Here is a 12753-nt window from a genome sequence, read left to right on the forward strand (position 1 = left end):
GGTATTCACAAGGCGTCTACCCCAGAAACCCCTATTCAACGTCCGGAGAAATGCGAGCCTTTGCCGTTGTCAGCGCAGAAACGGCCGGCGGCCGCCGCGCGCCGCGACGGCGCGCGGGCGGCTGACCGACCGGGAACGTGGAGAAATCGGTGAGCGTAGGCCATGCGGGGATGGCGTGGACGGATCAGGCGCGGCCGCCGGGCAGCGCGACGAGTGCCGCGCCGCCTCCGCTGACCGGTCGCAGCGTCGCCGCCGGAGCCATCCGCACCTGATCGGGACGCCGGACGAAGCCGTGGTACTGGATGCCCTTGGCGTTCACGCGTACGGGCTGGAACTCCTCGGGGTCGAGCGAGCAGAACCCGGTGCGGACGACGTCCTGGTAGAGGCTCTGCGAGACGATGAGCGCCAGGTCGCGGTCCTGCTGATCGGCGAGAAGCCGGCGCAGCGGCTTGGCGTCGAGGAGCCGGCTGACCACGATCGGCGCGTCGCCCGCGGGCCCGAACGGGCCGGGCGTCAGCGTGCCGTGGTGCATCGCGACCCGCAGCCTCAGCCGCGTCCCGCCCACGACCTTGCGGTTGACCTCGCCGAGGACCGTCTCGAGCTGGTGCGTGAAGTCCCCGACGACGGCGGAGACGTCCACGTCCTCGGGCAGCACCACCAGCTCACCGTCTCCGCTCACCTGCTCGTACCAGTGGCGCTGGTCGAGTCCGGCGTTCTGGGCGGCGATGTTGAGGATGCGTTTCAGCTCCGTCTGCGCTCGTAGCTGTTCTCGCGCGTCACGCGCGCTGTACTTCTCGACGTCGACCGCCAGGACAAGACGGTACATAAGACGAACATTGCCGAAACCGTTCGTGCACGACATGGGCACCTCCAAAACGAACTGGGCCGTCCGCCCCCATTCGCTCCACTTCGGAGTGAGTGTGCCTCTCGGAGGGTTACCACGCCGCCTTTTCCCGTACGTCCCTGCGGCCACCCCCACGATCTCAGGAATCATGCGCCCCTTAGACGCGCAGGGCGGAGCGTTGGTTCACCGCGATCTCCGAAGTAAGGGGACCGTCGCCTCCTGGATAGCGCTCAGCGAAATACCATCCGGTATCTCAAAAAGCCCTCCTCGCGCCGCGCGAAGCCGGACCATACTTCCGGCGAATCACCCGCTTCGGCAGACAATTGGCCAAGAAAACCGCACCATGCCCGGTGTCACAGTCGGCGACTACTTGCTGTGACAAGAGGGTAGCTAGCTGTCGTGACCGACATAACGGAGGGGAGGACCGGCAGCGGCCGGCTCCTGGTCATCGGCGGCAGGGAGAACCGCACCTGCGGCACCGGACCGCTCGAGGAGTTCGTCAGCCTCTCCGGCTCACGTCGTTCACGCATCGTCGTGGTGACCACCGCCACCGGCGTTCCCGAACAGGTCACCGCCGAGTACACCACGGTGTTCCGGCGCCTCGGAGTCCCGTCCGTGACAGAGCTGCGGCTCATCGGGCGCACGACCGCCGACGATCCCGCCTCGCTCACCATGCTCGAGCAGGCGACCGGCGTGCTGATCAGCGGGGGCGACCAGTCACGGCTCAGCATGCTCGTCGGTTCCAAGACCAACGTCCTCCTCCACCGCCGGCTCCACGAGGACGGCCTCGTGATCGCCGGCACCAGCGCGGGCGCCACCGCGCTGGGCCGCTGGATGATCCTCGGCGGCGACGGAGGGTCGGTCAGGACATCGTCGGTCCGCATCGGGCCGGGACTCGACCTGCTCGGCAACGTCCTGATCGACATGCATTTCGCCGAACGCGGCCGGCTGCCACGGCTGCTCAGCGGCATCGCCCTCGACGTGCGGTACCTCGGCGTCGGCATCGACGAGGACACCGCGATCGTCGTCGACGGCGACCGTTTCGAGGTGATCGGCCGTGGCGTGGTCACCGTCGTGGACGCCGATCGGGCCACCGTCGCGCAGGACCATGCCGCGAACGACCCGATGGCGCTGTTCGACGTTCGTCTGCATCTCCTTCCGGCCGGCTGCTGTTTCGACCTGGAGCAGCGCAAACCGTGGTTCGGCCCTACACGGGAAGAAGAGGAGTAAGCCGTGCACCTGGACCATCTGCGCTGGCTCGGCGGTCCCAATCTCTACGTCTCGCGGCCGGTGGCGATCGCCCGCCTGGAGCTGGAAGAGCTCACCGGCCGGGAGACCACGGACTTCCCCGGCTTCGCCGACCGGCTGGTGCCGTTGCTGCCGGGCCTCACCGAGCACCACTGTTCGGCCGGGCGGCCGGGCGGCCTGCTGGAGGCGATGGGCCGCGGCACCTACTTCGGGCACGTCACCGAGCACGTGACGCTGGAGCTGTCCTCGATGGTCGGCCGGGAGGTCTTCTTCGGCCGTACGGTCTGGGCGGGCGCGCCGGGACGCTACGACGTCATCCTCGAATGCCCGCGCGACGAACCGCCCGAGGACCCGATCGTGGAGCGGCTGCTGCGGCTCGCCATGCGCACCGTCACCGAGCTGCTGGAGGGCGGCGCGCCGGTGCTCGACCCGGAGCTGACCGCCATCTCCTCCGCGTACGGGCAGTCCCGGCTGGGCGTCAGCACCGCCGCGCTCGCCGAGGCGGCGCGCCGCCGTGGCATCCCGGTACGCCGGATGGGCCACCTGAACCTCCTGCAGCTCGGCCACGGCAAGCACCGCCGGATGGTGTGGGCGGCCATGACCGACCGCACCTCGGCGGTCGGGATGGAGGCCGCGGCGGACAAGATGCTGACCAAGTGCCTGCTGGAGGAGGCCGGGCTGCCCGTGCCCAGCGGGCGCATCGTGACCTCCGCCGAGGAGGCCGTGGCGGTCCTGACCGAGATCGGCGGCCCGGTCGTGGTCAAGCCGCTGTCCGGCCACCACGGCGAGAAGGTCTCGATCGAGCTGTCGGACCCGGCCGAGGTGAGCGCCGCCTTCCGTGAGGCCGCGACCGTGTGCGAGGACGTCCTCGTGGAGAGCTACGTGCCGGGCCGCGATCACCGCGTGCTCGTGGTCGGCGACCGGGTCGCGGCCGCCGCCGAGCTGAGCCCGGCGCGTGTGACGGGCGACGGCCGGTCCACCATCGCCGAGCTGGTCGCCCTCGCCAACACCGACCCGTTGCGCGGCGAGGGACACGATCGTCCGCTGACCCGCCTGACTCTCGGCGACACCGAGCTGGCCCACCTCGCCGCCCGGGGCCTGCATCCGGGCTGCGTGCCGGCCGACGGTGAGATCGTCACGCTGCGCCGCAACGCGAACCTGTCCACCGGCGGCACCAGCAAGGACGTCACCGATCGCATGCACCCCGACGTGGTCCGGCTGTGCCGCCGGGTGGCGGCGACCATCGGGCTGGACGTGTGCGGCATCGACCTGCGGCTGCCCGACATCGGCGCGCCGATCCCGCCGGAGTCGACCGGAGTCGGCGTGATCGAGGTGAACTCCTCGCCGGGGCTCCGCATGCACCTCGCGCCGTACGAGGGCCGCTCACGTGACGTCGCGGCCGACATCATCGACCAGATGTACCCGCCGGGCGCCACCGCACGTGTCCCCCTGGTGGCCGTCACCGGCACCAACGGCAAGACCACGACCGTACGGATGGTCGCGCACCTGCTCGGCCAGGACGGCCGCAAGGTCGGCATGAGCACGACCGAGGGCGTGTACGTGGGCGACGAGCTGATCTACAAGGCCGACGCGTCGGGCCCCCGGTCGGCGCAGATGGTGCTGGGCAACCGCGCGGTCGAGGCGGCCGTACTGGAGACCGCGCGCGGCGGCATCGTACGCCGAGGGCTCGGCTACAACCGCGCCGACGTCGCCGTCATCACCAACATCAGCGACGACCATCTCGGCGTCGACGACATCGACACGGTCGAGGACCTCGTCGAGATCAAGGCGCTGGTCGCCGAGGAGATCCGGCCCGGCGGCCACATCGTGCTCAACGCCGACGACCCGCGGGTCGCGGCGTTCGCCGAACGCCCGGCCGTACGGCGGCGCAAGCCGGTGGTGCGTTACTTCGCCCAGTCCGGGACGAACGACATCGTCTCCCGGCACCTCCGCGCCGGTGGCGTCGCGTACTACACCGAGGACGGTTGGCTGGTCGAGGCCGAAGGCGGCCGGACCCGCGCGCTGCTGCCGGTCGGCGACGTCGCCGGGTCCTTCCGCGGCAAGGCCGACTACATGATCGCCAACGCGCTGGCCGCCGCCGCGGCCACTCGCGCGCTCGGCGTACCGATGAGCCTGGTGGCCCGAGGGCTGCTGACCTTCGATCCGCACCGGTGCAACCCGGGCCGCGGCTGCTCCTTCCGCGTCGAGGAGACCCCGGTCATCGTCGACTACGCGCACAACCCGGCGGCGGTCGCGGCAGTGGGCGGACTGCTGCGACGCGTCTGGGGGCGTGACGGCGTGGCGACCGTGACGCTGCCGGGCGACCGGTGCGACGACCTGGTGATGGAGACGGCGCGCGAGCTCGCGCGGTCCTTCGACCGCGTCGTCGTGTACGAGGACGAGGACCTGCGCGGCCGGCGCTCCGGAGAGATGACCAGGCTCATCATCGACGGGCTCACGCAGGAACGGCCGGACGTGCGGATCCACACCGCCGGCGACCTGAAGGACGCGGTCGGCATCGCGCTCGGCCTCACCACCCCCGGCGAACCCCTCCTGCTGCTGTACGAGAAGCTCCAGCCCGTCGCCGACCTGCTGCAGACGCTCGGCGCCGCACCGACTCCGACGTCGCAGACCCCCCGCTGACCTCCCGGCGTCTCAGAGCCATTCGCGCTCGGTCGCGATGCGGATGGCGTCCATCCGGTTGCGCGCGCCGATCCGTACGAAGGCGCGGGACAGGTGGTTGCGCACCGTCTTGGCGCTGACCGACAGTTCGGCGGCGATCTCCGCCGTCGAGGCGCCGGCGGAGGCGATCCGCAGGATCTGCCGCTCGCGGTGGGTGAGCGGGTTCTCGTCGATGGTGCGGGCGGTGCGGGCGAGGTCCGGGTCGACCACGCGGCGGCCGGACGCCACCCGGCGCACGCACCAGGTGAGCAGTTCGACCGGCGCCTCCCGGCTGATCAGGCCCAGGGGGCGTACGGACATGGCACGGCTGAGGTGCCCGGGATCGTCCCGGCCGACCAGCATCACCGTGGCGCAGGCGGGCAGCGTTCGCACCAGCAGCCCGGCCACGGCGGACCCTCCCTCCGGCGGCAGCTCGACGTCGATGACGGCGACTCTGGGCTTCAGCTCGGCTGCGGTGGAGACGAGCCGGTCGGCCTTCTCGAGCTCGGCGACGACCTCGATCCCCGGTTCCCGGGTGAGATAGGCGACCAGGCCGATACGTAACAGGTGCACGTGCTCGGCGACGAGCGTACGGATCACGAGTCGCTCCCCCTTCGCGGACGATCGTCACCGGCGTCGCCTTCCCGGCGCGCGCCGGCCTGGAGCGGGGTCGCCGGTGGCAGGGCCATGCCGCTGCGCGCCGGCCGATTCGTGATCAGTCCGATCCCATCAACGGGAGCACCGGCCAGGCGGGTCGGCGTCTCATCGGCCGGATGATCTCGCGTTCCACACGAGCCGTGGCGGCCGGTGCGTCTTCGGGGGTCGTACGGCCAGCGCGCGGCCGACCGACGGCCGAGTGGTTCCGACGTCCGCCGCGGCGCGGTATGCGACCGTCGCCGCGCGGTGTACGGCCGTCGCGGCGCCATGTGCGGCCGAGTCACGTGGTGCGGGAGCCGTCGCGTGCGGGTGGACCGCGCCGGATGGGAGACGGCGGCGTGGCGGCTCGTTCCGGATCGGCCGGGGAGCGCGCCCTGCGTGCGGCTGCTCGTGTGCGGGGGACGGGCCTCGGCGCGTGTCTCGGCGCCGGCCTGTGACAGCGCCTCGAACGCGGAGAACGCCAGCACCAGACCGAACACGGTGAGCACGAGGCGGACGGCGTACCCGAGCGCCGGGCGCAGACACGACGCGCATAAGCGCGGGCGGTCGCGCTCCCCCGGATCGGGCAGAAGACCGCCGGACGATTCCGCACCCTGCCGGGCAGGCTCCCCGGAGGCCTCCGATGCCGTCTGCGCCGAAGCGGACCCCGCTGGAGCGGGCGGCGCTGGAGCGCACGGTGCCGAAGCGGACCGTGCCGGAGCAGACGACGCCGAAGCGGACCGTACCGGAGCGGACCGTGCCGGAGCGCGCGGTGGTGGTGCTAGCGGCCGTGGCGGAGCGAGCGGGTGCGGAAGGTTCCCGCGGGCCGTTGTCCGGGGCGCCTTTCGCGGCGACCCCGGACAACGAACGCTCTCGGCCATTTTCCGCCCCCCGCCGACCTACGGCTTGACCTCGACTCTTCCCCCAAGAATGTGAATCATTCCGCACCAACGGGGATGTCCGGTCTCGGCCGTACTTCCGGTCGACGGGCCTCGCTCAGAGAGCGTCTCCCAGGAGTGAGCGCAGGTCGATGCCGTCGTCGCCGGCGCCGCCGTCATCGTCTCCGTACTCGTTGCCGTAGTGGCCGCCGTCGCTGAAGTCGCGATCGAACCGCTGCTCGTCGTTCTGACGCCGCACCGATACCCGCGGCCGGTGTCGCCGCCCGCCGGTGTGCGCTCCGGTACGCGGACCGCCCCGTGTCCCGGTGTGCGCCCCCGGCTGCGTACCGGGGCGAGGTGCGGGGTCATCGTGGTGATGTCCCCTCGGCGCCGACAACCTGAGCAGCGGAATGGACAGCAGGCTCGAGCCGGCGGACGGCGCGTACGCTGCCGGCTGCCGGGCCCGCCAGCTCCCCTGCGGCGGTGCCACCGCAGAAGCCGATGGAGAAGCAGGCGGCTGCGCGGCCTCGTACGGACCGGCCTGGTCGTCCTCGGGCCCCTGAACCTCCTGCTGGACCGGCTCGGCGGCGGGCGCCTGCGCGGACTGCCCGCCGGGCGTCTGCACCTGCGTGCCGGGCGTCTGCGCCGGCGTGCTCGGCGTCTTCACCTGGGCGCCGGGCATCTGCGCCTGCGTGCCAGGTGTCACCGCCTGGCTGCCCGGTGTCTCCGGCTGGCTGCCCGGTGTCTCCGGCTGGCTGCCCGGTGTCTCCGGCTGGGTGCCCGGTGCTACCGCCTGGGTGCCCGGCGTCTCCGGCTGGGTGCCCGGCGTCTCCGGCTGGGTGCCCGGCGTCTGTGCCTGCGTGCCGGTCGGGTCGTCCGTGTGAGCATCGGCGTGCCTCCGGTGGGGTGCGCCGTGCGAGTGTTTCTTGGTCTCGTGATGCTTGGCGAGCGTCCGCACCCAGTGCGGCCACGCGTGGTAGGCCGGTGCTCCCGGACGGGCCGCTCCGGCGAAGGTGCGCAGCCGCCACCCGGACAGCGTTCCGCGCTGGACCCGGGCACCGGTGTGCGGCGCGTGCAGGAAGTGATGACGTCCGACGTAGATGCCGACGTGGTGGTCGCCCGAGAAGAACACGAGGTCACCAGGACGCAGGTGCTTCAGGCTCACCTTTCTGCGGATCATCCGGTGCTGAAGGTCGGCCCGGTGCGGCAGCCGCAGGCCGCCCTTGCGCCAGGCGGCCATCACCAGGCCGGAGCAGTCGTACGTGCGCGGGCCGGCGCCGCCCCACTGGTAGGGCTTTCCGACCTGGCGGTAGGCGAACCGCACCGCCTTGCGCGCCTTGACGGTCTGTGCCTTCATCCGAGCCAAGTACCGCTCGTAAGAACGCAGGACACGCATCTGTCGCTGCGTTGGCTGGGCCGAGGCGAATTCTTGGGAACGCGGCAGGGCGCGGGCCGCCGCGGCGAGCGGCGTCGATACGACCAGCACAGCGCTGATACCGAGGACAGGACATCGCAGTAAAGCTGGAGCGGCCAATTTGGCCCAGAGACTCCAGCCTTGCGACTCAGCCTGGTCCACCGAATCCATCCGCTGACCTCCAAAGGGTACGTGTGAGCCTTTCTTCGCATCAGCAGATACCCCCTGCTCTCAGCGCCGTATCATCACCTCTTTTCGCCGCAAGGTTCACCATCGGGATTTAGATCCGCCGCCAATCAGGAAAAGTAAACCGAAGGTTTTTCGATCGCCTTATCGAGCCCAAGGTCACCGCACGAGAAGTGCAAGGGAAACGATGTAATTTCATCGCCTCCGCCGTAAGAATAAGCAGAACAGACGGAGATAGGTGGTCGCGACCGGATTCATGTCACGGGAACCGGAGAGATCGGGATTTCACCTCGTCTGCCCCCACCCTCCGCCAGCCGTTCCCCCCACCTGGCTGGAAACGGAAAAGACGCATCGGCGGTACGATTCCGCCGACGAAACACCGAACGGCAGAAAGGCACTCCCATGGCCACCCCGCTGGACCGGCTCCGGCGACTGATCCCCCCGCCGGCGGGTGACGGGCACCACCGCGACTGGGCGGCTGTGGAGGAGCGCCTGGGTCTGCCGCTGCCCCAGGACTACAAGGACCTCGTGGACGTCTACGGCGGCGGTCAGTTCTCCGATCACGTCGGACTGTTGGTGCCGCCGCCTACCCGTATCGGCAGCGAACTGGTGACGTACAACGACGGGCACATGGGGGACCTCGACAGCCTGTGGTCGATTCTCGACGACCGACCGGCCGAACTGGCGGCGGACGACCTGAGGCTCGTCGTGTGGGCCGACACCATCGACGCGGACAGCCTCAACTGGCTCGTGAGGCCCGGTGAACCGCCCGAGCGCTGGCCGGTCGCCGTCCTCCACTGCGACCTCGGTGACTGCGAGCTCTACCCCATGACGTGCACGGAGTTCCTGGCCGGTCTGTTCTCCCGGGAGTTCGAGTCGGAGATCATCACCCACCAGCTGAGCGACGAGGGTGATGACTTCCGCCCCTACCCGATCACCCAGAGCCGCTGACGTCCTTCCGGGTGCGGAGTAGACGGAGGGGGCGAGCGAGGTGCGGCGCGGGCGGGAAGTGCCGGGTCGGCATGGGGAGAGGTGAGATCACGGGACGCCTGGGTGTGAGGCTGTGCGGAGGCGAAGAAATGTCCGTCCGCCCGGTGGTCCGGGCGGACGGACAGATGATTCGGCCGATGCAGAGAAACTGCCCGAGCGTCAGGTTCAGCCGAGCAGGCCCGCGACGCCGAACCCGCGGACGGCGGTACCGCCGATACGCCCGCTCGATGCCCTTCCGTCGCACGCGGCCGTGGCCATGCCGCCCAGCGCGCCCGCGTTGCCGCAGACCCGGATCGGGGCGTGCACGGGCGCCTTGACCTGGTTGCCGCTGAGCACACCGTTCTCGCCGGAGGTGCTCATCTCGACGGGACGGGCCTCCGGCGCGGCCTGAGCGACAGGAGCGGCCGGAGCGGCGACAGGCGCCGCAGCCGCGGCTTCCGCCGGAGCGGCGGCCGGTGCCTGGGCCGGAGCCGGAGCAGCGGCAGGAGCCGGAGCCGCGGCCGGCGCCTGAGCCGGAGCCGGAGCAGCGGCAGGAGCCTGGGCCGGAGCCGCGGCAGGAGCCGTGACGGGCGCGGCTGCGGCCTGCGCGGGCGCCGCCGGAGCCGCCGGAGCCGCCGGAGCCGCCGGAGCCGCCGACGCCGCCGGAGCCTGGGGCTCGCTCGACGCGGGAGCCGCCGCGCCGCCCGGAGCGCCGATGGCGGCGGCCGGAGCGCCGGTCATCGGGCCCGCGATGGCCGGAGCCGGAGCCGCCGCCTCGGCCGGAGCCGCCGCAGGAGCCGCAGCCTCGGCAGGGGCAGCAGCCGAGGCCGGAGCGGCCTCGGTGGCACCGATGCTCGCCTCGCCCTTGCACGCGGCCGTACCGACACCCTTCGCACTCGCGATGGCGTTACCGCAGATGTCGACCTGCGGGGTGGGCTCGTCGTCCTTGCGGACGTCCGCGTAGCGGAAGCCGTTGCCCGGACCCACCGAGCTCAGCAGGTTGACGTGGTTACCGAACAGACCGATCGGCGCGATGACCGAAAGGTGGTTGAGCAGCTGGTTACCGCCGAGGATGCTCTGGTGGCCCGTCGTGTCGTCCGCATTGGCGACGCCGACGCCGGCCGCACTGACGGCGGCCGCGACCAGCGCCACCCGAGCGGCGCGAGCGGTCCATTTGTGCATGTCTCCCCCAAGGGTGTTGGTTTCTTCACTGGTGGTTCGGGAGGTTCTCGCCCGGGCGGTACGGCGGCCCTTGTTCCGCACCGCCCCGGCGTTAACCGGCGATGTGGATCACCGCTCGGAGTTCTCGTGGAGAGTGACTTCTTGACCCGGACACGACCGGCGCACGTTGTGCGGCGGCATCAGTGGAAAAGTTACATTCGGGGAAAGGCGGCCACGCGGCGGCGGTGAACAGCGTGAGGCATTGGCGGCTAATACCGCCGACGACAGGTGTCGTCCACATCTTCAGCCTTTGCCGCTTCACACACCCTCCAAGTGGCCGGTGATCTCAGAAACGTCGTACCTCGATGCTGAACGAACGCAACATTAACACCGGCCCCAGTGACGTTCGTAAGGCCCGATCGAGATACGTAAAACAGCCCCACACCTGCGGCGAGATTGGAAAAGATCACGTCGCGGGCGGTCCATGAATTCGCCGGACAAAGCAAACAACGAGTCATATCCGACCCGGTACGGGGTTGCAGAATTTGGCGCTCTCATTACTCATCCAGCCATCCAATGAAGCGGTGCGGAGCACCGGCCAGTATCGGATTATTCAGCCCATTCACCGGAAGCAGCAGCCGTATTTCTCCAAAGCCACCAAGGCCGAAATGCCACCAGCCGTACGCCGCCGGTCCACCCGGGCCCCCGCCCAGGGGATCCGCGTCGTGCGCGATGCTTGTCCCATGCGTGACCTGACGCTCCTGCCCAAGGCCCACCTGCACGTCCACCTGGAGAGCACCATCCGGTGGACGACGTTGCGGGAGATCGGCGAGGCCACCGGGGTTCCGGTGCCGTCGCTGCCGGAGGACGGCCCGCCGGTCTTCGACGGGTTCCGCCAGTTCGCCGACCACAACACGCTCATCCGCACCTGCCTGCGCCGGCCGGAGGACTTCCGGCGAGTCGCCGTCGAGTACTGCGCGGACGAGGCGGCGCAGGGCACGCGTTATGCCGAGGTGACGTTCACGGCGGCCTCGCACGGCGAGCGGCTCGGCGACCTCGGCATGCCGCTGGAGGCGGTGCTGGACGGGCTGGCCGAGGGCCAGGCGAGGTACGGCATCGAGTGCCGGGTGATCCTCGACCACTCCCGGCGGCGTTCGGTCGAACGGGCCTGGCACACCGTCAAGCTCGCCGAGTCCCACGAGGAGGTCATCGCGGTCGGGCTGGCCGGCGACGAGGCGCACCCGCTCGCGCCGTTCGCCGAGGTGCTCGACGCGGCGCGCGACGCCGGACTGCACCTGGTGCACCACGCCGGGGAGACGTGCGGGCCGGACAGCATCCGTGAGGCGATCACCGTCGGCCGTACCGAGCGGCTGGGCCACGGAATCCGCGTGCTGGACGACCCGGACCTGGTCGCCGAGGTGCGCGAACGAGACATTCCCCTGGAGGTCTGCCCGTCGTCGAACGTGACACTCGGCCTCGCGGCGTCGCTCGACGCCCACCCACTGCCCCGGCTGCGCGACGCCGGCCTGCGGGTCACGCTGAACACCGACATCCCGTCCACGGCCGGCACCTCCCTGGCCGAGGAGTACGCCCGTGTCCGTACGGCCTTCGGCTACGACGACGCGGCACTCGCCGAGCTGTCCCGTAGCGGCATCGACGCGTCCTTCGCCCCGGCGGCGACCAAGGAGCGCATCCACCGCGCGATCGACGAGTGGCTGCGTGACGCCGGACGACCGGCACAGGACAAGGCGTAGGTTGACCTCATAGTCGGCGATCAGCGTCACCGGCGCCCATATCGGTACGGGAGGGTTCAATGGCGATCGAGACGGCAGAGTTCGGGCGTACCGGCCACCTGAGCACACGAGTGATCTTCGGCGCCGCGGCGCTCGCCAATGAGCCGCAGCGGGTCGCCGACGAGACGCTCGACGTCCTGCTCGAACACGGCGTGAACCACATCGACGTCGCGGCGTCGTACGGCGAGGCCGAGGTACGGCTCAAACCGCTGCTGGCCCGCGAGCCCGGCCGGTTCTTCCTGGCCACCAAGACCGGTGAGCGCACGGCGGGCCCGGCCCGCGAGGAGCTCCACCGTTCGCTCGAACGCCTGGGTGTCGACCACGTCGACCTGCTCCATCTGCACAACCTGGCCGACCCCATCGAGTGGGACATCGCCCTCTCTCCGGGCGGCGCGCTGGAGGCGGCGATCGAGGCGCGAGACGAGGGGCTCGTCCGCTTCATCGGCGTGACCGGTCACGGCGCCCAGATCGCCGCGACGCATCGGCGCAGTCTCGAACGGTTCGACTTCGACTCGGTGCTGCTGCCGTACAACTACGTGACCATGCGCAACCCGTACTACGCCGAAAACTTCGACGCGCTGCACCAGACCTGCCAGGAGCGGCGGGTGGCGGTACAGACGATCAAGTCGATCGCGCTGCGCCACTGGCGTGAACGCCCGCACACCCGGTCGACCTGGTACGAACCGCTGGAGCGGCAGGACGACATCGACCTGGCCGTCTGGTGGGCGCTCAGCCGTCCGGGCATCTTCGTGAACAGCGTCGGCGACGTCGGCCTGCTGCCGCGCGTGCTCGACGCCGCCTCCCGCTACACCGCCGCCCCGGACGAGGAGGCGATGAGCGCGCTGGCCGAGCGGTCCGCCGCCGAGCCGCTGTTCGTCTGAGCACGCACCGCCCCGGAAGCTTCGCGCGGGTTCGCCACCGGTGAAACGGCCGTCCATCGGCATATAGTTGAATTATCAACTA

At 70.5% G+C, this 12753-nt stretch carries 9 protein-coding genes; 5 read left to right on the plus strand and 4 right to left on the minus strand.

The features are described 5' to 3' along the window. Positions 1-184: 184 nt before the first annotated feature. Positions 185-826 carry a hypothetical protein gene (locus ABEA10_RS04640; RefSeq protein ID WP_329249457.1) on the minus strand — a complete coding sequence of 214 codons (642 nt, stop codon included), beginning with the start codon at positions 824-826 and terminating at the stop codon, positions 185-187. A gap of 417 nt (positions 827-1243) precedes the next feature. On the opposite strand from ABEA10_RS04640, the gene ABEA10_RS04645 reads away from it, so the two are divergent. Next, positions 1244-2074: a cyanophycinase gene (locus ABEA10_RS04645; protein ID WP_345457905.1), complete on the plus strand. Its 831-nt coding sequence runs from the start codon at positions 1244-1246 to the stop codon at positions 2072-2074. Positions 2075-2077: 3 nt separating this feature from the next. Then, positions 2078-4735, plus strand: coding sequence for a cyanophycin synthetase (gene cphA / locus ABEA10_RS04650; RefSeq protein WP_345457907.1), 2658 nt, complete (start codon positions 2078-2080; stop codon positions 4733-4735). Between the two features lie 12 nt (positions 4736-4747). Here cphA and ABEA10_RS04655 read toward each other — a convergent pair whose 3' ends face one another. Beyond that, positions 4748-5353, minus strand: coding sequence for a LuxR C-terminal-related transcriptional regulator (locus ABEA10_RS04655; protein ID WP_345457910.1), 606 nt, complete (start codon positions 5351-5353; stop codon positions 4748-4750). A gap of 1032 nt (positions 5354-6385) precedes the next feature. After that, positions 6386-7624, minus strand: coding sequence for an NlpC/P60 family protein (locus ABEA10_RS04660; RefSeq protein ID WP_345457913.1), 1239 nt, complete (start codon positions 7622-7624; stop codon positions 6386-6388). Between the two features lie 645 nt (positions 7625-8269). On the opposite strand from ABEA10_RS04660, the gene ABEA10_RS04665 reads away from it, so the two are divergent. After that, a complete protein-coding gene (locus tag ABEA10_RS04665; RefSeq protein ID WP_345457916.1) occupies positions 8270-8818 on the plus strand; it encodes an SMI1/KNR4 family protein in 549 nt (182 codons plus the stop codon). A gap of 204 nt (positions 8819-9022) precedes the next feature. On the opposite strand, the gene ABEA10_RS04670 is transcribed toward ABEA10_RS04665, so the two are convergent. Continuing rightward, the gene (locus ABEA10_RS04670; RefSeq protein WP_345457919.1) at positions 9023-10018 is read right to left on the minus strand and encodes a chaplin family protein; all 996 of its coding nucleotides are present in this window, start codon (positions 10016-10018) and stop codon (positions 9023-9025) included. 722 nt (positions 10019-10740) lie between these two features. Between ABEA10_RS04670 and add the strand changes: the two genes are divergently transcribed. Then, positions 10741-11751, plus strand: coding sequence for an adenosine deaminase (gene add / locus ABEA10_RS04675; RefSeq protein WP_345457923.1), 1011 nt, complete (start codon positions 10741-10743; stop codon positions 11749-11751). A gap of 59 nt (positions 11752-11810) precedes the next feature. Next, positions 11811-12671, plus strand: a complete 861-nt coding sequence (locus ABEA10_RS04680; protein WP_345457926.1) for an aldo/keto reductase — start codon at positions 11811-11813, stop codon at positions 12669-12671. Positions 12672-12753 lie beyond the last annotated feature (82 nt).

It is taken from the genome of Actinoallomurus oryzae (assembly GCF_039541955.1).
Lineage (GTDB): Bacteria > Actinomycetota > Actinomycetes > Streptosporangiales > Streptosporangiaceae > Actinoallomurus > Actinoallomurus oryzae.